Genomic DNA, 20,039 nt, shown 5'->3' with positions numbered 1-20,039 from the left:
CAGCCCATCCAGAATCGGCCGAACGGGGGACGGCGATGTGCCCGTCCCACGTAAGACTTTTCGGATGCAACAGGGCACCGGCTTCCTCACCACCCGTCAGCGTCGCCTGGCCTGGCTGGGCTTCCTGCTCGTCGCCGCCCAGGCGCCCGTCGCCGCCAAACTGGTGGCCGACAGCTCCTGGCTGTTCAGCCTCGTGGTGGCGCTCATGGTGGCGACCGTGATCATCGCCGACGACGCCATGCGGCGCCGGCCGGCGGACGCCCGCTCGTCCGACTAGCCGTCCGCGCCGGGCCGCGCCTCGTGTCCCGGCCGCCCCCGGGTGCGCCGGCGTTCCTTCATCTCCGCCTCGTAGAGGTGCCGCCGGCCGCCGACCAGCTCGTCGCGGGCCCGGCGGTCGAGCTCCCGGAACAGCGCGTAGTACCCGTCGTCGAAGTCCTCGACGAGCTGGAAGGTCCAGCGCCCGGCGATCACGTTGCGGCCGAGCAGGTCCTGCTCGATCCGGTCGGCGATCCCGTCGTGGCCGGCGGACCGGAACAGCGCCACCGCGTCGTCCAGCATCAGGTCGGCGTGGCCGATCAGCTGGTGCACCGAGTAGAAGTGACCCCGGGCCCGCTCCACGCACTCCAGGGCCTCGCTGAGCTTGCCGAGCGCCTCGACCGTGGTGTCACTCACGCCCGCCGGCCGCCGGTGCGCCTCGTCCGGCCCGTCCGCCTGCTGTTCCAATTCCGCTCCTCCACGGGTCCGCCGCACGGCTCGCCGGTCTCCCATCTGCCCGCTGGCGGCCGACTCAATCCCGGCGGGCGGGACCGGACCGCGCCCGGTGGACCCCGGCATCGGCCGGTCGGCCGAGGTCGCCGCGCTCGCCGCGCGGTTAGCCTCGGTCACCATGCGCGTGCCGAACAACCGGGTGGTGTCCCGCTCCGCGGCGGAATCCGCGCGGTCCACCCTCGTCAGGCTCACCGCCTCCGTCGGCACCGCGGGGCTCACCGCGGCCGCCGCCAACCCCGGCCTGCTCGCCGCGGTCGACCAGCACGCCGCCGCCGTACGCGACAGCCTGCAGGACGACAACCGGGCGCTGACCGTGGCCGCGCTGGCCGGGTACGCCGAGGGGGTCCGCGCCGCGGCGCTGGAGCACGGCTGGCGGCCACCGGTCGCGCCGATCGACTGGGCGCAGCCGGACTGGCTGCTCACCCGCCTGCTCGCCGTCTGTGCCCTGGCCCGCTCGCTGGACCCCCGGCACCTGGCCTGAGACACGGCGGAGCCGCCCTCCCCCGTATCGGCCTGCGGCTGCGACCTGCGCGAGCCTCCATGCCGGGCGATTCGGTGACCCGGCCCGCCGCGCGTGATCGAAACCGGTGCGGCACTCTCCGGATAGGCTGCGGTCATGCCAGGCACGGTCGGGCGGGTTCCCACGCCATCAGCCCCCACCTCGGGGGCGCCCATGGGCTCGGGCGCCGCCGCGTCCCCCGCCGGGGCGGCGCACTCGTGGGCCGGCACGCCGCTCGGCGCACCCGAGCAGTGGGACCCGGCCGTCCGCGCGGTGGTCGACCTCGTGCTCGCCTCGCCCGTGCCGATGGCCCTGCTCTACGGCGAGGACCTGGTCCTGCTCTACAACGAGGGGTACGCCGAACTGATCGGCGCGCGGCATCCGGAGGCGCTCGGGCGGCCGGCGGCGGAGGTGTTCGCCGACATCTGGCACGAACCTGACGCCGGGGAGGTGATCGGGCGGGCGTACCAGCAGGGCGAGCCGTTCCTGGAACGGGAGGCCGTGCTGCCGGTCGACCGGCACCGGGCCGGGGCCGCCGAGCCACCGGTGTTCACCCGCGGCTATTCGCCCGTCCGGGACAGCGCCGGCCAGATCATCGGCGTGCTCAGCGTGGCCGCGCAGACCACCCACGTCACCCAGCAGTTGCAGAGCCTCAGCGACTTCGCCGCCGCGCTCTCCGGCACCCTCACCCTGGACGACGTCGCCCGGGTCACCCTCCGCTACTGCCTCGACTCGTTCGACGCCGACCGGGTCTCCTTCATGGTCGACGACGGGTCGGCCTGGCGGATGGTCCGCCGGGTCCGCGGCGAGTTGCTGGACGAGGCCGACGAGCGCCTGCCGCCGCTGTGGCGCCGGATACCGGCCGAGTCGCCCGTCCCGATCGTGGTGACGTCCCGCAGTGGCGTGCCCGTGTTCACCACCGACGGGCAGCCGCTGCGGGACACCGCGGCGGACCGGCACGACCAGAAGATCCGGTCGCTCGCCTCCCTGCCGCTGCGCTCGGCGGTGATCCGCGGCGCGGTCACCGTGGGCTACCAGTCCCCGCACCCCTGGTCGCCGGCGGAGCGCGCGCTGCTCGCCGCGTCCGCGGAGCTGGTCGGCCAGGCCGCCGAGCGGGCCCGCCGCTTCGAGACCCAGCACGGCACGGCCCAGCTGCTCCAACGCAGCATGCTCCCCGAGCAGCTACCGGACCTGCCCCGGCTGCGGATCGCGGCGCGGTACGACCCCGGCGTGGACGGCAACGCCGCCGGGGGTGACTTCTACGACGCGTTCCTGCTGCCCAGCGGCGCGCTCGGGGTGGTCCTCGGCGACGTGGCCGGACACGACGTGCAGGCCGCCGCCCGGATGGGGCAGGTCCGCGCCGCGCTGCGCGCGCTGGCGCTCACCGACCCGCGCCCGGACGCCGTGCTCGCCGGCCTGGACCGGCTCGTTGCCAGCCTGGGTACCGAGCGCGGGACGCAGGAGCTGTTCGTCACCGTGGTGTTCGGGGTCATCGACACCGACCGGGAGCGGATCACCCTGGCCAGCGCCGGCCATCCCGCCCCGCTGATCCGGCGCTGCCCGCCGGTGGGCGGTCCGGCGGCCGAGTACGTCGAGGTACCCCCCAGCCCGCCGCTGGGGCTGGGCCACCGGTCGGGGACGGCCACCGTGGCGTTCCGCCCCGGCGACACCCTGCTGCTGTACAGCGACGGGGTGGTGGAGCGGCGCGGCCAGGACCTCGGTGCCGGGCTGGCCGGGCTGGCCGCGGCGGTGACGGCGGCGACCAGCGGTGACCCCCGGACGCTCTGCGCGGTGGCCACCGCCGCGGTGGCCGGCACGACGGAGGACGACGTGGCGGTGCTCGCCGTGGAACACGCGGTCAAGCCGAGCCGCTCGGCCAGCATGGCGGTGCCGGCGGAGCCGACCGCGCCGAGCCGGGTCCGGCACTGGTTGACCGGCCAGCTCGTTGAGTGGCAGGTGCCCGAGTCGGTGGTCGGCGCCGCCGTGCTGTGCACGAGCGAGCTGACCACGAACGCCCTGCTGCACGCCGGGACCGCCGCCCGAGTGGAGATCGACCTGACCGCGGAACGGCTGCTGGTCTCGGTGGCCGACTCGGGCACCCGGGGTCAGGTGACGCGGGCCCAGACCGACACCCTGAGCAGCCGGGGGCGCGGGCTGGGGCTGATCGAGGAGCTGAGCGACGCCTGGGGCACCGACCCGACGGTGCGGGGGTCGACCGTCTGGTTCGAGATCCTCATTCCCGCGACCTGAGGCGCGCGTCGGCGACGGCGCGGGCGGGTAGGAGGGAAGCCATGCCAAGCGACAACCGCCGAGGTGTCCTCTTCGACGTGGACGGCACCCTGGTCGACACCACGTACCTGCACACGGTGAGCTGGTGGGAGGCGCTGCGACAGGCGGACCACCGGGTACCGATGGCCACCATCCACCGGTCCATCGGCATGGGCTCCGACAAGCTCCTCGACCACCTGCTCGGGCCGGAGCGCGACCGGGACGCCGACCGCAAGCTGCGCGACGGGCACGACGTCATCTACGCCGAGTACTGGGAGCGGCTGACACCGCTGCCACGGGCGGTGGACCTGCTGCGCGCCTGCGCCGCGCGCGGGCTGCGGGTGGTGCTGGCCACCTCGGCGGCCGAACCCGAGGTGGCCGCGCTGAGGGCCGCGCTCGACGCGGACGACGTGATCGACACCGTCACGTCCTCGGGCGACGCGCGGGAGAGCAAGCCGGCTCCGGACATCCTGGTCGCGGCGCTGGACCAGTCCGGGCTGGCCGCCGAACGCGTGGTGTTCGTCGGCGACTCGGTCTGGGACGTCGTGGCGGCCGGCCGCCTGGGCATCCCCTGTATCGGCCTGACCTGCGGCGGCACCAGCCGGGCGGAGCTGGCGGCGGCCGGCGCGGTGGCGGCGTACGACGACCCGGCGGCGCTGCTCGACGGGCTCGGTGAGAGCGCCCTCGCGGCCCGGGGCTGAGACCGACGGGACGGTGGCGGGTCGCACCCGGGACAAGCCGGACCCGGAGGCATGACGGACCGGATTACGGGGCACTGGTGACCACCTGGCCGCCGCGGGCGGCGGGAGGGTGGTGCCGTGGAACCGGTGGATGTCGCGATCGCGCTGCTGGGCGCCGGTGCGCTGCTCGCGGGGGTGCTGCCGCGGGTCCTGGAACGCCGGCCGCTGTCCATGCCGATCGCCTTCCTCGGGCTCGGCATGCTGGTGTTCCTGCTGCCCACCGGGCTGCCGACGCCGGACCCGCTGCGTTGGCCGGAGGTCACTACCCACCTCACCGAGATCGGCGTGATCGTGGCGCTGATGGGCGCCGGACTGAAGATCGACCGGCCGCTGAGCCCGGTCCGCTGGGCGTCGACCTGGCGACTGCTGGCGATCGCCATGCCGTTGTGCATCGCGGCGGTGGCGCTGCTCGGCTGGTGGTGGGCGGGCCTGGTGCCGGCGGCTGCGCTGCTGCTGGGCGCCGTGCTCGCCCCGACCGACCCGGTGCTCGCCGCCGACGTGCAGGTGGGCGAGCCGACCGACGTGGAGGACTCCGAGGATGAGGTCCGCTTCGCCCTCACCTCCGAGGCCGGGCTGAATGACGGCCTGGCCTTTCCCTTCGTCTACGCGGCCATCGCCATCGCCACCACCAGCCTCGCCCCGGCGGACTGGCTGGCCCGCTGGTTCACCGTGCACGTGCTCTATCAGATCGCCGTCGGGTTCGCCGGTGGGCTGCTGATCGGCTGGCTGCTCGGCAAGCTCTTCTTCCGGGCGCCGAGCCAGTTGCGGCTCGCCCGGCACGCCGAGGGCTTCCTCGTGCTGGCCGCCACCTTCCTGGCGTACGGGCTGGTGGAGGTGGCCGGCGGATACGGCTTCCTGGCCGTGTTCGTGGCCGCCCGGGCGATCCGCGCCGCCGAGCGGACCCACGAGTTCCACTCCGTGCTGCACGACTTCGCCGAGCAGGTCGAGCGCCTGCTGACCGTGCTGTTGCTGCTGCTCTTCGGCGGTGCGGTGGTCGGCGGCCTGCTCGCCCCGCTGACCTGGCCGGCGGCCGTGGTCGGGCTGGCCCTGCTCCTCGTGATCCGGCCGCTGTCCGGGTGGCTGTCGCTGCGCGGCGCCCCCGGCCGGCCGGCCGAGCACTGGGTGATCGCCCTGTTCGGCATCCGCGGCGTCGGCTCGTTCTACTACCTGGCCTACGCGACCAGCAGGACCGACTTCCCGCAGGCCGAGCTGCTCTGGGCGACGGTCGGCCTGGTGGTGATCGTCTCGGTGGTGGGGCACGGCATCGCGGCCACCCCGGTCATGCAGTTGCTCGACCGGGCGGGCGAGCGGAGCCACGACGCCCCAGCGCGACACGGGGCCCCCGAACCCACGCTGGACGCCGTCCCCGCTGACCGGGGGCTGCCAGCAACGTCGGGGAGGTTGCCACCTCAGCGCGCCGGGACGCAGCAACCTCCCCGAAGGTAGGCGGATCTTGACCGGGCCCGGTCAGCGGCGGTCGGTGCGCAGCCGGGTCGCGAGCGCCCGGCCGAGGTCGCGGCCGGAGCGCCAAGCGCTCTGCACCCGAGGCCGCCCGAACGCGTCCCCGGCAACGCCGACCCCGTCGTCGTCCAGGTGGTAGGTGCCGTCACCGCCGTCGGTGGGGGTGGCGTACGTCCAGCGGTGCACGTGCACCAGCTCGGCCGGCTCGGGCAGGCCGAGCAGGTCGCGGACCGCCTCCTCGATCGCCGAGCCGGCGGCGGTGGGCTGCAGCAGGTGCCCCGCGGCGAACTCGGGGGTGGTGTGCGCGACCAGCACCGGCGCTGCGTCGCCCCGCCGATCGCCGTCGTCGCAGACCAGACGCAGCAGCGGGTGGTCGTTGACGAAGGCGCCCCGAAAGTCGGGCCAGCGGCGGGCCGGGAAGCGCAGCACCGCGGCCAGCGCCGACGACCAGCGCTGCGCCGCCACCGCCCGGGTCGCCGCCACAAGTGCGGGGTCGAGCAGCAGGGCCGCCTGCGGGCCCGGCATGGCCAGCACCGCCGCCTCGCACGCCCGGCCGTCCACCCGCGGCCCCGGTTCCACGGTCATCACCAGCCGGTCAGGCACCACGGTGAGGTCCCGGGCCAGGTGCTCGACCAGCGAGCGCAGCCCGTGCGGGGCCGCCCAGCGCACCGGCCCGGCGACCTCGCGCCGCCCCTCCGGGCCGTACGCGATCAGGGTGTCGGTCCACGGCCGGATCAGGCCGGCGGCCCGCCAGCCGTCGACGACCTCGGCGAAGTCCGGGTCGTCGACGGTGAGGTACGCGGCCCCCAGGTCGACGGGGCGGCCGTCGAAGCGTTTGCTGGCCATCCGCCCGCCGGTGACCCGGGCCCGCTCGCGGACCTCCACCGGGATGCCGGCCCGAGTCAGCTCGTTCGCGCAGGCCACCCCGGCGATGCCCGCGCCGACCACCACCACACCCGCCCGGTCCGCCGCCACCCCATGATCGTAAGCGGCGGGCGGCGTGCCGGCCTCCGGACCGAAGGGCTGACCGAGGCCGCCGGATCGACGAGCTCCCGGCGGAGGCCGGTCGCGGCCGGGAGTCAGCGCGGGGGCAGGCGGTGCAGCTCCACCCGGTCGAGCCGCCCCGCCGCCACCCGCGCGGTCAGGTACGTCGCGTACGGCTGGGCCCGACGGTCAGTGGGTGAGCCGGGGTTGAGCAGGCGCAGTCCGTTCGGGGCCACGCTGTCCCACGGGATGTGGGAGTGCCCGAAGACGAGCAGGTCGCAGTAGGGGTAGGCGGCCGCGCAGCGCTCCTCCCGGCGGGTCTTCGGCCCGGTCTCGTGCACCACCGCCACCCGCAGCCCGGCCAGTTCGACCCGGGCCACCTCGGGCAGCCGGGCCCGCAGCGGCGGCCCGTCGTTGTTGCCGTAGACGCCGATCAGTCGGCGGGCCCGGGCCGCCATCGCGTCCAGCAGCGACACGTCCACCCAGTCCCCCGCGTGCAGCACCACGTCGGCGGCGTCGATCGCCGCCCAGAGCGCCGGCGGCAGGTCCCGCGCCCGCTTCGGCACGTGGGTATCAGCGGTAACGACCAACTCCACCCCCCGATCCTCCCCCACCCCGCCCCGTCTCCGCGTCGATCATGAGGTTGGCGGCACTCGGGGAGATCCACTCCGCCGTCAACCTCATGATCGCCGGCGCGGGCGGGGCGGGGCGACGGGCGGGGTCAGGCGCCCTGGCCCTGGTTCTGCATGAGGCCACCGTCGATGAAGTACGTCGACCCGGTCACGTAGTCGGCGTCGTCGCTGGCCAGGAAGACCGCCACCTTGGCGATCTCCTCCGGCTTCGCGGCCCGCTTCCAGGGGATGCTCTGCACCTGCTCCTCCAGGTACTTCGGGTCGTCGATGGCCCGCTGGTTGAACGGGGTGAGCACCATTCCCGGCCCGATGTTGTTGACGTTCATGTGCATCGGCGCCACCTCGAGGGCCAGGCTCTTGGCCAGCTCCAGCATCCCGCCCTTGCTGGCGTCGTAGTCGGAGCCGCCGGCCCGGGCCACCTCCTGGTGGATCGAGGTGATGTTGATGATCTTCCCGTGCCCGCCCTGGTCACGCCGGTGCCGGACGAACCGGCGGCAGCAGAAGAACATCCCGTACAGGTTGGTCCGGATGCACCGGTCCCAGGTCTCGGTGTCCAGGTCCGCCACCGGAATGCCGGAGGCGTCGACGCCCGCGTCGTTCATCAACACGTCCAGCGTGTCGAACTCGGCCAGCGCCTCCTCGAACATCGCCTCCACCTGGTGCTCCACGCTGATGTCGCCCTGCACCACCACGGCCCGCCGGCCGGCCTTCTCGATCTCCGCCTTGGTGTGGTTCGCCCCGGCGTGGTCGTGGAGATAGTGCACCACCACGTCGGCGCCCTCCCGGCCGAACTCGATGGCGGTGGCCTGGCCGATGCCCGAGTCCGAGCCGGTGATCAGGGCGGTCTTGCCCGCCAGTCGTCCGGTCATCCGCGCGCTCCCTCCGTGGTCGCCGTACCGGTCGGCACGGCCTCCCGTTCGAACCGTTCGGCGGCCTCGGTGATATGGCCCGCGGCGTTGATCAGGCCGACGTGCGAGAAGGCCTGCGGGAAGTTGCCGAGCTGCTCGCCGGTGGCCTGGTCGATCTGCTCGGCGTACAGGCCGAGGTCGTTGAGCCCGGCGGCGAGCTGCTCGAACAGCCGCCGCGCCCGGTCCAGCTCGCCGGCCTCGGCGAGGCAGCTGACCAGCCAGAACGAGCAGATCACGAAGCCCGCCGGGTCGGTGTCCCAGCGCCGCAGCAGGCCGTCGCGGGAGAGCCGGCGCTCCACCACGTCCATCGTCGACCGCATCCGCGGGTCGTCGGCCGGCAGGAAACCGACCAGCGGCATGATCAGCACGGAGGCGTCCAGCTCGTCCGAGTCGAACGCCCCGGTGTACGCGCCGAGCCGGTCGTTCCAGCCCCAGGTGAGCACCGCCTGGCGCACCTCGTCCCGGGCCGCCGCCCAGCGGGCCAGGTCGGCGTCGTCGCCGATCAGCCGCCCGAAGCGGACCGCCCGGTCCAGCGCGGTCCAGCACTGCACCTTGGACGACAGGTAGTGCCGCTCGGCGTCGCGGGCCTCCCACATCCCGGCGTCCGGCCGGCGCCAGTCCAGCACCGCCTGGTCGGCGAGGCCGTGCAGCAGCTGACGGACCTCGGGCGACATCGGGTCGAGGTAGTACCGCATCAACCAGGCGGCGTCGAGGATCTCGCCGAGCACGTCCGTCTGCCGCTGCCGCCAGGCGTCGTTGCCGACGAGGACCGGCTGGCTGCCGGCGTACCCGGCCAGGTGGTCGAGGCGGTGTTCGGTGAGGTCCCGCTCGCCCTCCACGCCGTACATGATCGGCACGGGTTCGTCACCGATCCGGCCCATGGCCCGGGACACCCAGGCGAACTGTCGGTTGGCCTCGTCCGGACAGGCGGCCCGCCAGAGCGCCTGGAGGGTGAGGCTGAAGTCGCGTACCCAGACGAAGCGGTAGTCGTAGTTGCGGTCGCCGCCCAACTCCTCGGGGAGCGAGGTGGTGGCCGCGGCGACCACCGCTCCGCTGGGCTGGTAAGTCATCCCCTGCACCACCATGGCGCTGCGCCGGACCTGGTCGCGGTAGCACCCCCGGTAGTCGTGCAGCCCGGCCCAGGACCGCCAGCCGGCGACCGCGTCGGCCACCACCTGGTCGGCGTCGGGCAGCGCGGGCTCCCCGCCGTCGTAGGTCGGGGCGTACCCGAGGGTGAAGTGGTGGGCGGTGCCGACGCGGGCGGTGAACCGCCCGGACGCGGCCCCGTCGCCGCAGCTCATCGGGACGTTGGCGCGCAGGCTCAGCCGGGTGCCGCCGGCCACGGCGTCGATGACCTCCTCGGTGCCGGTGACGTAGGCGCGCACCCGCCCGTACTCGAAGCGGGGCTGGTAGTCCACCCGCATCGGCACCTCGCCGGAGAGCCCCTCGACGACCCGGGCGAGCACCCGGGGCGACCGCAGGCCGATCTCGTGCCCGCGCGCGCCGGGCTCCAGCGCCAGGGCGTCGGTGACGGCCACCACCCCGGTCGCGGTGGTGAAGACGGTACGCAGCACCAGCGTGTCCTCCAGGTAGGACCGCTCGGTGGTGAAGTCGTCCACGGGCCGGATGCTCCAGTGGCCGGCGCGATCGTCGAGCAGCCGGCCGAAGACCGAGGGGCCGTCGAAGCGGGCCGGGCACCACCAGTTCACCGCACCGGCCCGGTCGACCAGCGCCGCGCTGCGCCCGTCGGCGAGGAACCCGTGCTCGCTGATCCGTCCCGCCTCCACACTCGTGCCTACCCGGCCCGTCCGCCGCCATGCGTGCCGCGCCCGTCGTCCCGGACGTGTTACCGGAGGACAGCGGTGGGAACGCGGCGGGTTGACGAAGGAGGACGCTCATGACCAGACCCTCGACTCCGTCCCCGGCCTGGCGGCCCGGGATGCCGGGCGGCTCCAACCTCCCGTCCGGCCCCGGCGGTCAACCGGCCGCGCCGAGCGGGGACGGCCACGGGCCGGAGCCAGGTCCACCGACCGTCACGATCGGCACCTACCCGGACTATCCATCCGCCCAGCGGGTGGTGGACTATCTGGCCGACAACCGGTTCCCGGTGGAGCACGCGGCGATCATCGGCACCAACCTCACCCTGGTGGAGACGGTGATGGGCCGGATGACCACGGGCCGGGCCGCGCTGATCGGCGCGGGGGCCGGCGCCTGGTTCGGGCTCTTCATCGGCCTGCTGTTCGGCATCTTCACCGCCGGGAGCTGGCTCGCGGTGATCGTGGTCGGGTTGGTGATCGGCGCGATCTGGGGTGCCGTGTTCGGCGCGGTGGCCCACGCGATGACCGGGGGCCAACGGGATTTCACCTCGGCCAGTTCGCTGCGCGCCAGCCAGTACGCCGTGACCGTGCACGCCGACCTGGCCGACCAGGCCCGGCAGTTGCTCGGCCGGATGCACCTGACGCCGACCGGCGCGACCGCCCGGTAGCCGACCGGCACCAGCCGAGAGGGCCCCGCGCGGGCCCTCTCCTCAGTCTGTCGACAGGTCCGGCCGGTGCTCCCGGATCCACTGCTCCACGTCCGACTTCCGCCACACCTTGCCCATCGCCAAAACGGCGATCGGCTCGGGGAAGTTCCGCTGATTGGCGATCACCGAGGCGCGCTGCCGGGAGACACCGCCGAGCATCACCCGGATCTCCGACACGCCGACAAGCTCCACATGTTGACGATGACAGCGGCGATGCATCTAGACGGAGACAACTACGCAGGCCGTTGACGTAGTCAACACGTTGCACCACCATGAGCAGGTGACCGTCCCTCTGCACGACCGCCAGCGTCGGGCCGTGCGCCCGCACCTGCCCATGCGGCCCCTGTGGCTGTGCCGGATCTGCGCCGCGCCGTGGCCGTGCCAGCCGGCCCGGCTGTTGCTGCTGATGGAGCACCGGCGGGATCGGGTGGCCCTCTCGGTCTACCTGGCGGGCCTGCTCTTCGACGCCACCGCGGACCTGATGAAGCTCAACCCGAATGCCACCCCGTCCCCGGCGGAACTCTTCGACCGCTTCCTCGCCTGGGCCGCCCCGGAAAGCCGCAACCGCCGCCAGGTTGATCATGAGGTTAGCGCCATTCTCGGAGATCAAACTCCCCGCCAATATCATGATCAACGCTAGAAACGGACAGCGGGCCAGGTCTCAGGCCCGGTAGGCAAGCTCCCCGGCCCGGATCGGGACGTCGAGGCGGTTCTCCGGCGGGGCGAGGGGGCAGGCCCAGCGGTCGTCGTACGCGCAGCTCGGGTTGTAGAGGTAGTTGGCGTCGAGGCGGACCCGCCCGCCGGGCAGCACGGTCAGGCCGCGCCCGAAGGTGCCCTTCACCGTGTCGGTCAGGTAGCGCCCACCGCCGTAGGTCTCGGCGCCGCAGGTGGCGTCGCGCAGGGGCACGAACAGCCCACCCCCGTACGCCTCGATCCACCACACGGTGAGCGGGCCCCACGGTGTGTCGGCCACCGCGACCCGGCGGTACCGGACGACCCCGTCGGGCCCGCCGGTGTCGATGGTCTCTGCGCCGGAGGCGGGCCGCAGCGGCGCCTCGACCACGGCCGCCGGATCGGGCGGAAACCAGCGCAGCCCCGGGAAGTCGGCCCGGTCGGCGGCCGGCAGCGGGCTGCACGGGTGCGTGCGGAACAGGTCGTCGCGGGCGGCCCGGAACCCGGCCAGGTCCAGGTCGGAGAGGTAGAGCCGGGCCACCCGCTCCCGCCAGTCGAGCAGGTCGAGATCATCCACTCCCCGACCCTAGCCCGCGCAGCAGTGTCCGGCTCTGCTTCAAATTCCAACCTCCTTCCCAGCACCACTCGTTGTCACGCGGCTCACACGTACTCCGCAGCACTTGTTTAAATTTGAAGTAGTGCTACTGTCATAGCCGTGACCGAGAGCCTGAGCCCCGAGCGGATGACCGCCTGGCGCGCCTACATCGAGGCGAGCCAGCGGCTCTTCACCCAACTCGAGGACGACCTCCGCGCCGACAGCGAGCTGAGCTTCGCCGACTACCACGTGCTGGTCCTGCTCTCCGAGGCGCCGGGGCAGCGGCTGCGGATGGGTGAGCTGGCCAGCCGGCTGGTGTTCTCGCCGAGCCGGCTGACGTACCAGATCTCCTCGATGCAGAAGCGTGGCCTGGTCGCCCGGCAGTCCTGCCCGGAGGACCGACGCGGCAGCGAAGCCGTGCTGACCGCGGCCGGCCTGCTGGCGCTGCGCGAGGCCGCGCCGCACCACCTGCGCTCCGTGCGCACCCACCTGATCGACGACCTCGACGACGCCGAGGTCGCCTGCCTCACCCGGGTCTTCGAGCGGCTCGGCCGGCGCCTACGCGCCGACCGCGACGCGTCGTCCACCCCGGCCGACAAGTAAGGAGCCCGCGATGCCCGCCATCACCGTCGACGACGTCCTCGTCCTGCCCCGCCTGCCGCAGCTGGACGAGTCCACCGCCTTCCGTCCGGTCCGCCGGCTGACCACCGCCCCGAGCGGGTACGAGGGCGAGGGCTTCCCGGTCCGCCGGGCCTTCGCCGGCGTGCCGCTGACCGAACTGGACCCGTTCGTCCACCTCGACCAGATGGGCGAGGTCGACTACGCGCCGGGTGAGCCGAAGGGGACCGCCTGGCACCCGCACCGCGGCTTCGAGACGGTGACCTACATGATCGATGGGATCATGGATCACCAGGACTCGCAGGGCGGCGGCGGGACCATCACCGACGGCGACACCCAGTGGATGACGGCCGGCAGCGGCCTGCTCCACATCGAGGCGCCGCCGGAGCACCTGGTGATGAGCGGCGGCCTCTTCCACGGTCTCCAGCTCTGGGTCAACCTGCCCCGGGTGGCGAAGCTGAACCCGCCGCGCTACCAGGACATCCGCGGCCGGGAATCGGCGCTGCTGACCACGCCCGACGGCGGCGCGCTGATCCGGGTGATCGCCGGGGAGATCGCCGGGCACCGGGGCCCGGGCTCGACCCACACCCCGATCACCATCGCGCACGTGACGCTGCAGCCCGGCGCGGAGCTGAGCCTGCCCTGGCGGCCGGACTTCAACGCACTGGTCTACGTGCTGGCCGGCCGGGGCACGGTGGGCAGCGACCGCCGCCCGATCCACCTCGGCCAGCTCGCGGTGCACGGCGCGGGCGACGCGCTGCGGGTCACCGCCGACGCGAAGCAGGACGGCAACACCCCGGCCCTGGAGCTCTACCTCATGGGCGGGCAGCCGATCCGGGAGCCGGTCGCGCACTACGGCCCGTTCGTGATGAACACCCGGGACGAGCTGGTCCAGGCGTTCGAGGACTTCCAGGCCGGCCGGCTCGGCGTGATCCCGGCCGGGCGGATGCCGCACACCGACGGCGAGGGCTCCCGGCCCTGACCCATCCGCCCAGCACGGGCGTCCCGGGGCAACCCGGGGCGCCCGCCGGCGCTCAGGAGACGGCGAAGATGCCGGCCACGCCGAGGATCACCATCACCAAGACCGCCACCAGCGCACCCCGCTCCCCCTCCACCGCCGGCGCGCGGTGCTCGGTCACGGTGTTCGTCGTCTCGGCGGACATGGTGCGGCCTCCTCCGTGGGGCGGTACAGGGTCGCGGCGGGACCCACGGGAGGGCCGGCCGACCTGGGGCGGTCAGCGCGCGGGGCCGTCTCGGGGGGCCTACCGTGAGGTCGGGGTCGACCTCGGGAGGCTGGAACGTGGCGATGCGGGACTGGTTCCTCACCGCACAGGAACGTGCCAACCCGGCATCTGAGTTACCCATCTGGACGACCGGAAACCTCGCCGAGCCGCTCATTCACGGCGCCGCCTACTTTGACCGGCTGGTCCGCGAGGTGGCGGCGCTAAAGGCCGGTGACCACCTGTTCTTCACCGACTGGCGCCGGCCGGAGGCCGGTGGCGGCCGGCGGATGGTCCAGCGCGACCGGCAGCGCCGGGTACGCGAACGACACCCGGGGCGAGTACAGGCCGCCGCAGATGGTGAGCGGGTTGGCCGGGCGTAACGGATAGACCGGGTGTGCCGGGACGAGGAACTCCACCGACTCGACCTCGAACGGGGTCACCGGTTCGGCCACGTACGGGAATTCGGCGCTGAACAGCCCGCCGCCCCAGGCGGTCAGGTAACGGTGGTGCCCGCTGAACACCCGGCAGCCGGTGCCGCCGACGCGGGCGATCGTGCGGATGAGCGCAGCCCCGTCCGCGTGGGTCTCCGCGGTCAACTGCTCGCCCCGCAGGTCGAGCCAGGTCTTCCCGGGTGTCGCCGGGACGCCCCGGGCGGCGGCGTAGTCGCGGACCCGGGGGCTGGAGGCGAAGTAGTGAATCCACAGGCCGCCGGGGGTGTCCCCCGCGGCCGGCGGCTCGATGCCGTCGAGCGCGACGCCGAGGTAGGTGAGGGAGTACGCGCCGAGGCCGGAGGTCTGCGCCGCGTCGTCCACCACGTACTGACAGAGGAACACCTGGCGGTCGGGGCTCGGACACACCCCGGCGGGCAGTACCGCCGCGACCGCGTCGGGGTCCGCCGGGAGCCAGCTGAACTGCAGCATCCGGGCGTTGAGGACGAGTTGCGGAGCGGCGGGGTCGAGCACGGGGTGCCTCCGTATACGGCTACCCCGTGACGCTACGGGCGGTCTCGTCAGCGGGACAACGACCGAAAGTCGGCAATGCGAGCTGATTGTCGGCTTCTCCGTTGACCGCTCGGTTGAGCTGCACTGACGAAGCGGACACCCGAAGCGGGCTCGGACTGCGGGCCGCTGCCGGCCCGCGATGTCTCGATATCGCCGAATAAGGTAGGTAAGATCCCATAAGTACATCGTACTTTCGGCTAGATTTCTTCCGGACGATCGGGTTACGGTGGCTCCCGAACGTACGAACTGAAGCTGAACCGACGCGTCACGACTTTCCTTCGCGGACGAGGTGCAGGGAGGACCACCATGACCGCGCACACGATCAGCGAGCAGGCGACCACACCGTCCACCACCGGGAAGCTCGACCCGGGCGCGCTCACCGACAGCGCCGCCGACCTGCTCAACGCGATGGCGGCGCTGCCCGCCAACCACCCGTCGCGCCCCGCGCTGCGCGACCGGGCGATCGAGGCCTGGCTGCCGCTCGCAAACCACCTCGCCCACCGCTACAGCGGCCGGGGCGAGCCCACCGACGACCTGGCGCAGACCGCCGCCGTCGGGCTGATCAAGGCGATCGACAAGTTCGACCCCTCCCGGGGCGTCGACTTCGCCGGCTACGCCATCCCGACCATCATCGGCGAGCTCAAGCGGCACTTCCGCGACCGGACCTGGGACATCCGGGTGCCCCGGCGCCTCCAGGAGCTGCGGCTGGCCATCTCCGACGCCAACAGCGCGCTGCTGCAGACCCTCGGCCGCTCGCCGACGGTCGCCGACATCGCCGCCCACCTCAACCTCACCGAGGAAGAGGTGCTGGAGGGCCTGGAAGGCGCCCGCGCCTACAACGCGTTGTCGCTGTCCACCCCGACCGGCGACGGCGACCGGGCCACCGAGCTGGGCGACATGCTCGGCGGCGAGGACGGCGAGTTCGAGCTGGCCGAGCTGCGGGTCGCCCTGGGCCCGGCGCTCGCCACGCTGGACGAGCGGGAGCAGAAGATCCTCACCCTGCGGTTCTACGGCAACCTGACCCAGTCCCAGATCGCCGAGCAGATCGGCGTGTCACAGATGCACGTGTCCCGGCTGCTGGCCCGGGCGCTGACGAGGCTGCGCGGGCAACTCGACGGAGCGTACTGACGGGTGGACGACGGTGGTCGGGCCGGCGGGCCCGACCACCGTCGCGTCCACGCGGCCCGGTCGGCGGTTCGCCGACCGGGCCGTACCCGGTTTCCCGCACGTCGACCCGGGCCGCGTGGACAGCCGCGCATCGACGGCGCGCACCGCTCAGCCGACCGGGTCGCGCCACATCGGGTAGAAGGGGGCGCCGTCGGGAACGCGGAACGGCTCGGCGGCCCGGTAGCCGTGCCGGGCGTACAGGTCGCGGCTGCGCTCGCTGCTCGCCTCCAGGTATGCGGGCACGCCTTCGGCGTCGAGCACGCCGTGATGGTGCCGCAGCAGCGCGTTGCCCAGGCCCCGCCCCTGGCGTTCCGGCGCGACCGCCAGAAACGCCAGATGGTGGTGGTCGGCGTGCGGGTGGTGTGCCTCGAACAGCTCGTCGAGATGCTGGAACCGCGGCGTCCACTCGCCGCAGGCGGCGGCGAGCCGGGCGTCGTAGTCGGCCGGCGGCGGGGCCGGCTCGCCGGTCTGCGGGAACCAGACCGCGACGCCCGCCCGGTCCGCGGTGCCGTGCACGATCCCGTGCAGCATCGCGTGGTCGACCAGGATCTCGAAGTTGTCGGCGAGCACCGCCTCCCGCTTCGCCTCGTCTGGCACGAGCCACCGGGTGACGGCCAGCAGCCGGAAGGCCCGGGCGATCCGCTCGGCGACCGACCGGGTCTCCGCCGGCCCGAGCCGCTCGATCGGCACCTCGCTCATGCCGTCACCTCGCTCCGCTCGGCGCCGCCATGAGGCACCACGGCACCGCACTGACGATTCGCTCGCTGACGCTCGCTCATGCCGTCATCTCCGCCCCGGCCGGCGGCGTCACCTCGTCGGCCGTCCGCGGCGCGTCGACGACGGCGCTCTCCGCGCCCAGCCCGATCCGGGCGTACACGGCCGGCCGGGTGCGGCGCAGCACCAGCCCCCAGAGCAGGCCGAGCAGCGCCGCCACCGGGTAGACCGCCGGGATCATCCAGCGCAGCGGCGAGTCCGGGGCGACCCCGAGCAGGATGGCGAAGTTGTCCACCGCGACCACGATGACGGCGACCAGCGCGATCGCGGCGAGGGCGGGGGCGACGACCCGCCGCCACAGCGTCTCCTCGGTGCGGGTCCGGGCGAAGAAGGTGATCACCGCGACCGCGGTGGCGGTGATCAGCAGCAACACCCCGAACCCGCCGCCGGTGCCGCCCCAGAAGAACAGCTGCACCAGCGGGTCCCAGCCGGCGGCCGCGTAGAGGACGATCACGACCAGGCCGAGGGCGCTCTGCGCCAGGGAGGCGGCCCGCGGCGCCCCGGTGAGCGGCGAGGTCTGCCCGAACAGTGCCGGCAGCACCCGCTCCCGCCCGAGCGCGAAGGCGTACCGGGCGGTGGTGTTGTGGAACGAGATCATCGCCGCCAGCAGCGAGGTGAGGAAGAGCGCCTGGCCGATGGTCACCGCGGTGTCGCCGAGGTGCGCGCCGGCGAGGTTGAAGATGAGCCCCGTGCTCTGTTCCCGGGACGCGTCGACGATCCGGTCCGGCCCGGTGGCGACGGTCATCGTCCAGGCCGAGAAGGCGTACAGACCGGCGATGATGGCCACCGACAGGTAGGTGGCCATCGGGACGGTCCGCTTCGGGTCCTTGCTCTCCTCGCTGAACACCACCGCGGACTCGAAGCCGGTGAAGCCGGTCGTGGCCAGCACCAGGATCGCGCCGACCCCCGGCACCAGCAGATTGTCCGGCGACAGGGTGGCGAAGCTGACCGAACCGCCGGCCGGGTGGGTGACCTGCGCCAGGTCGAAGACGAGGATGACCGCGATCTCGGCCAGCAGCAGCACGGCGAGCACCAGGCCGTTCACGTCCACCCGGAGCACGCCCAGCACCGCGACCAGCGCCCAGGCGACCAGGGCCACCACCCACCAGGCGGGTGAACTGCCGAAGAGCTGGTCCAGCACCGGCTCGGCGGCCGCGCCGATCGCGCCGTAGAGCCCGACCTGCAGCGCGTTGTACGCGATCAACGCGACCCACGCCGCACCGACCCCGGCGGGCCGACCGAGCCCACGGGCGATGTACGCGTAGAACGCGCCGGCGTTCGTCAGCCGGCGGGCCATCGCCACGTAGCCGACCGCGAAGAGGGTGAGCACCAGCGCGACCGCCAGGAACGCCAGCGGGATGCCGGTGACGCCGGTGACGGCGTACCCCGTGGTGACCACGCCGGCCACCACGGTCAGCGGGGCGGCGGCGGAGAGGACGAAGAAGACGACCGACGGTATGCCGAGCCGGCCGCGGGCCAGGGCCTCGGAGACGTTGCTGGGACGCTCGACGGTGGCTGCAGGGGGCATGGGGGCTGCTCCGGTGGAGGGGGAGGAATGGGGGCGGTGACCCGGAGGTCAGGGGATGCCGCGCAGCACCGCGGCACCGACGGCGGCCTCGGTGTGCCCGACCAGTTCCTTCAGCGGCGCGGGCAGCGTGGGGATGAGCCCGCTCAGCCGGTGGTGGGCCTGCGGTCCGGCGCTGAACAGCACCTCGCGGGTCAACCCGGTGGCGGCGATCAGGCCGAGCAGCAGGGCGTCCGGCACGGCGATGGGCTCCGGGCGTTCCAGCAGGGTCCACAGCCGGGCCGCCGGCCAGGCGGCCGCGTTCAGATCGACCGGAACGTAGCTGAGGCTCGTCCGCAGGAGACGCCGGTTCTCCTGGCGGCGCAGCACCCCGGCGCGGGCCAGCCGCTCGCCGACCGCGGTCACGCCGGTCTGGGCCAGGAAACTGAGCCAGGTGCGGACCGCCCGATGCTGGGCCTCGCCGATCAGCTGGTCGAGCACGGTGTGCGCGAGCGCGTCGGCCGGCGGCCGGCGGTCGAGCACGGTGATCAGTCCGGAGGCGACGGTGATCCGTCGAAAGAGGATCAGCTCGCCGAGGAGGCTGGCGGCGAGGCCGAGCCCCGTCGCGGCCGGGTGCAGTCTGGCCTTGCCCCGGCTGTCGTTGTGCGCGATCAGGAAGAACTCGTCAGCGATGAGCAAACGAGCCTCCCGGCTGTCCACAGGTGATGGCTGATACCGGGAAGAGAATGCACCGCAAAGCTCCGGGGATGCAACTCCCGAATTTCACGGTTGCAGTCCGCGCCCGGCGTGAGCTGCGGATCTTGGCGTGCCAAACTCGACGGCGTGACCGCCAGTCCCACCGTTCGTCGCCGCCGCATCGCCCGGGAACTCCGCCAACTGCGCGAACGCGCGGGGATGACCCTCGACGTGGCCGCGCGCCAGCTCGACATGTCGAAGAGCAACCTCTCCCGCATTGAGAACGCGCAGATCGGCATCAAACCGCGGGACGTCCGGGCCGCGCTCGCGCTCTACCAGGTGACCGGCGCGGACGCCGAGGCGCTGATCGAGATCGCCCGGGGGGCGCAGCAGCGCGGCTGGTGGCAGAACTACAGCGACGTCCTGCCGGAGTGGTTCGAGTTCTACGTCGGGCTGGAGGCCGAGGCGGCGACGCTGCGCACGTACGAGGCCGAGGCGGTGCCGGGGCTGCTGCAGACCGAGGCGTACGCCCGGGAGATCTACCGGGTCACGGCGGGCGAGGAGGGCGTCGAGCGCAAGGTCGCCGCCCGGCTGCGCCGGCAGGAGGTGCTGCACCGGGAGGCACCGGTCCGGCTGTCGGTGGTGCTCAACGAGGCGGTGCTGCTGCGCGCCGTCGGCGGGCCGGCGGTGATGGCCGATCAACTCACCCACATGGCACGACTCGCTCAACTACCCAACGTAGCCATCCATGTACTTCCATTCGGTGCCGGTGGTCACCCGGCGATGAGCACCTCCTACGTCATCCTCGGCTTCGCCGACGCGGCCGACGCCTCCGTGGTCTACCTGGACAATCTCACTATGGGACTGGCTCTGGAGGAGCTTGCGCAGGTGCAACGGTATAGCCTGCTGCATGAGGAGCTGTGTCGGATGGCACTGGATCCGGCGGCGTCGTTGGCCCGCCTGGAGGACGCTTCTCGTAACTTTGCGTGACCGCTCGGCGGCACG

Annotated in this window: 23 protein-coding genes and 1 pseudogene; 12 read left to right on the top strand and 12 right to left on the bottom strand. The window is 73.2% G+C overall.

Annotated elements, in window-relative coordinates:
* The first annotated feature begins 64 nt into the window (after positions 1-64).
* Entirely contained in the window at positions 65-277 is a 213-nt protein-coding gene (locus ACFYM6_RS20595) for a hypothetical protein (RefSeq protein WP_073839517.1), read from the top strand.
* Here ACFYM6_RS20595 and ACFYM6_RS20590 read toward each other — a convergent pair.
* Positions 274-723 (bottom strand): hypothetical protein, encoded by a 450-nt coding sequence (locus ACFYM6_RS20590; protein ID WP_387277657.1) that lies wholly within the window; start codon positions 721-723, stop codon positions 274-276. The genes ACFYM6_RS20595 and ACFYM6_RS20590 overlap by 4 nt on opposite strands.
* Positions 724-886: 163 nt before the next feature.
* On the opposite strand from ACFYM6_RS20590, the gene ACFYM6_RS20585 reads away from it, so the two are divergent.
* The 4 genes from ACFYM6_RS20585 to ACFYM6_RS20570 all read left to right on the top strand — a co-directional run bounded on the left by ACFYM6_RS20585 (position 887) and on the right by ACFYM6_RS20570 (position 5,721).
* Positions 887-1,249 carry a DUF6401 family natural product biosynthesis protein gene (locus ACFYM6_RS20585; RefSeq protein ID WP_387277655.1) on the top strand — a complete coding sequence of 121 codons (363 nt, stop codon included), beginning with the start codon at positions 887-889 and terminating at the stop codon, positions 1,247-1,249.
* Between the two features lie 135 nt (positions 1,250-1,384).
* A complete protein-coding gene (locus tag ACFYM6_RS20580; protein ID WP_387277653.1) occupies positions 1,385-3,517 on the top strand; it encodes a SpoIIE family protein phosphatase in 2,133 nt (710 codons plus the stop codon).
* Between the two features lie 41 nt (positions 3,518-3,558).
* Complete coding sequence (locus tag ACFYM6_RS20575) at positions 3,559-4,236, top strand: HAD family hydrolase (protein WP_387277651.1); 678 nt, start codon at positions 3,559-3,561, stop codon at positions 4,234-4,236.
* 117 nt (positions 4,237-4,353) lie between these two features.
* Entirely contained in the window at positions 4,354-5,721 is a 1,368-nt protein-coding gene (locus ACFYM6_RS20570; RefSeq protein ID WP_387277649.1) for a cation:proton antiporter, read from the top strand.
* A 21-nt stretch (positions 5,722-5,742) separates the two neighbouring features.
* Here ACFYM6_RS20570 and ACFYM6_RS20565 read toward each other — a convergent pair whose 3' ends face one another.
* The 4 genes from ACFYM6_RS20565 to ACFYM6_RS20550 all read right to left on the bottom strand — a co-directional run bounded on the left by ACFYM6_RS20565 (position 5,743) and on the right by ACFYM6_RS20550 (position 10,047).
* On the bottom strand, positions 5,743-6,690 hold the full coding sequence (locus ACFYM6_RS20565) for an NAD(P)/FAD-dependent oxidoreductase (RefSeq protein WP_387277800.1): 948 nt from the start codon (positions 6,688-6,690) through the stop codon (positions 5,743-5,745).
* A 125-nt stretch (positions 6,691-6,815) separates the two neighbouring features.
* On the bottom strand, positions 6,816-7,316 hold the full coding sequence (locus ACFYM6_RS20560) for a metallophosphoesterase family protein (protein ID WP_387277647.1): 501 nt from the start codon (positions 7,314-7,316) through the stop codon (positions 6,816-6,818).
* Between the two features lie 125 nt (positions 7,317-7,441).
* Positions 7,442-8,221: a glucose 1-dehydrogenase gene (locus ACFYM6_RS20555; RefSeq protein WP_357441168.1), complete on the bottom strand. Its 780-nt coding sequence runs from the start codon at positions 8,219-8,221 to the stop codon at positions 7,442-7,444.
* Positions 8,218-10,047, bottom strand: a complete 1,830-nt coding sequence (locus tag ACFYM6_RS20550) for a glycoside hydrolase family 15 protein (protein ID WP_387277644.1) — start codon at positions 10,045-10,047, stop codon at positions 8,218-8,220. The genes ACFYM6_RS20555 and ACFYM6_RS20550 overlap by 4 nt, the downstream gene beginning before the upstream one ends.
* Before the next feature lie 110 nt (positions 10,048-10,157).
* Between ACFYM6_RS20550 and ACFYM6_RS20545 the strand changes: the two genes are divergently transcribed.
* Complete coding sequence (locus ACFYM6_RS20545) at positions 10,158-10,745, top strand: general stress protein (RefSeq protein ID WP_387277642.1); 588 nt, start codon at positions 10,158-10,160, stop codon at positions 10,743-10,745.
* Between the two features lie 42 nt (positions 10,746-10,787).
* Here ACFYM6_RS20545 and ACFYM6_RS20540 read toward each other — a convergent pair whose 3' ends face one another.
* The gene (locus ACFYM6_RS20540; protein WP_387277640.1) at positions 10,788-10,976 is read right to left on the bottom strand and encodes a hypothetical protein; all 189 of its coding nucleotides are present in this window, start codon (positions 10,974-10,976) and stop codon (positions 10,788-10,790) included.
* Positions 10,977-11,118: 142 nt separating this feature from the next.
* Here ACFYM6_RS20540 and ACFYM6_RS20535 point away from each other — a divergent pair, with 142 nt between their 5' ends.
* Complete coding sequence (locus tag ACFYM6_RS20535; protein WP_387277799.1) at positions 11,119-11,424, top strand: hypothetical protein; 306 nt, start codon at positions 11,119-11,121, stop codon at positions 11,422-11,424.
* Positions 11,425-11,445: 21 nt separating this feature from the next.
* Here the strand turns inward: ACFYM6_RS20535 and ACFYM6_RS20530 are convergent, their stop codons facing one another.
* On the bottom strand, positions 11,446-12,033 hold the full coding sequence (locus ACFYM6_RS20530) for a DUF1684 domain-containing protein (RefSeq protein ID WP_387277638.1): 588 nt from the start codon (positions 12,031-12,033) through the stop codon (positions 11,446-11,448).
* 138 nt (positions 12,034-12,171) lie between these two features.
* Here ACFYM6_RS20530 and ACFYM6_RS20525 point away from each other — a divergent pair, with 138 nt between their 5' ends.
* Together ACFYM6_RS20525 and ACFYM6_RS20520 are read left to right on the top strand one after the other, a co-directional pair.
* Positions 12,172-12,654 (top strand): MarR family winged helix-turn-helix transcriptional regulator, encoded by a 483-nt coding sequence (locus tag ACFYM6_RS20525; RefSeq protein WP_387277636.1) that lies wholly within the window; start codon positions 12,172-12,174, stop codon positions 12,652-12,654.
* 10 nt (positions 12,655-12,664) lie between these two features.
* Positions 12,665-13,651 (top strand): pirin family protein, encoded by a 987-nt coding sequence (locus ACFYM6_RS20520; RefSeq protein ID WP_387277634.1) that lies wholly within the window; start codon positions 12,665-12,667, stop codon positions 13,649-13,651.
* Between the two features lie 52 nt (positions 13,652-13,703).
* Here the strand turns inward: ACFYM6_RS20520 and ACFYM6_RS20515 are convergent, their stop codons facing one another.
* The gene (locus ACFYM6_RS20515; RefSeq protein ID WP_357441187.1) at positions 13,704-13,832 is read right to left on the bottom strand and encodes a hypothetical protein; all 129 of its coding nucleotides are present in this window, start codon (positions 13,830-13,832) and stop codon (positions 13,704-13,706) included.
* Between the two features lie 137 nt (positions 13,833-13,969).
* On the opposite strand from ACFYM6_RS20515, the pseudogene ACFYM6_RS20510 reads away from it, so the two are divergent.
* Positions 13,970-14,152, top strand: a pseudogene (locus ACFYM6_RS20510) (phospholipase); the annotation flags it as partial.
* On the opposite strand, the gene ACFYM6_RS20505 reads toward ACFYM6_RS20510, so the two are convergent.
* Positions 14,114-14,854 (bottom strand): hypothetical protein, encoded by a 741-nt coding sequence (locus ACFYM6_RS20505; RefSeq protein WP_387277632.1) that lies wholly within the window; start codon positions 14,852-14,854, stop codon positions 14,114-14,116. The pseudogene ACFYM6_RS20510 and the gene ACFYM6_RS20505 overlap by 39 nt on opposite strands.
* 345 nt (positions 14,855-15,199) lie before the next feature.
* Here ACFYM6_RS20505 and ACFYM6_RS20500 point away from each other — a divergent pair, with 345 nt between their 5' ends.
* Complete coding sequence (locus ACFYM6_RS20500; protein ID WP_387277630.1) at positions 15,200-16,021, top strand: SigB/SigF/SigG family RNA polymerase sigma factor; 822 nt, start codon at positions 15,200-15,202, stop codon at positions 16,019-16,021.
* Between the two features lie 147 nt (positions 16,022-16,168).
* Here the strand turns inward: ACFYM6_RS20500 and ACFYM6_RS20495 are convergent, their stop codons facing one another.
* The 3 genes from ACFYM6_RS20495 to ACFYM6_RS20485 all read right to left on the bottom strand — a co-directional run bounded on the left by ACFYM6_RS20495 (position 16,169) and on the right by ACFYM6_RS20485 (position 19,037).
* The gene (locus ACFYM6_RS20495; protein ID WP_387277628.1) at positions 16,169-16,759 is read right to left on the bottom strand and encodes a GNAT family N-acetyltransferase; all 591 of its coding nucleotides are present in this window, start codon (positions 16,757-16,759) and stop codon (positions 16,169-16,171) included.
* A 76-nt stretch (positions 16,760-16,835) separates the two neighbouring features.
* Positions 16,836-18,362 carry an APC family permease gene (locus ACFYM6_RS20490; RefSeq protein ID WP_387277626.1) on the bottom strand — a complete coding sequence of 509 codons (1,527 nt, stop codon included), beginning with the start codon at positions 18,360-18,362 and terminating at the stop codon, positions 16,836-16,838.
* Between the two features lie 48 nt (positions 18,363-18,410).
* The gene (locus tag ACFYM6_RS20485; protein ID WP_387277624.1) at positions 18,411-19,037 is read right to left on the bottom strand and encodes a GPP34 family phosphoprotein; all 627 of its coding nucleotides are present in this window, start codon (positions 19,035-19,037) and stop codon (positions 18,411-18,413) included.
* A 144-nt stretch (positions 19,038-19,181) separates the two neighbouring features.
* On the opposite strand from ACFYM6_RS20485, the gene ACFYM6_RS20480 reads away from it, so the two are divergent.
* Positions 19,182-20,024 (top strand): helix-turn-helix domain-containing protein, encoded by an 843-nt coding sequence (locus ACFYM6_RS20480; protein WP_387277622.1) that lies wholly within the window; start codon positions 19,182-19,184, stop codon positions 20,022-20,024.
* Positions 20,025-20,039 lie beyond the last annotated feature (15 nt).

Source organism: Micromonospora sp. NPDC006431, from assembly GCF_042870725.1.
Taxonomy (GTDB): domain Bacteria; phylum Actinomycetota; class Actinomycetes; order Mycobacteriales; family Micromonosporaceae; genus Micromonospora.
Note: the sequence above shows the minus strand (reverse complement) of the source record. Positions and strands in the feature narration are given on the sequence as shown.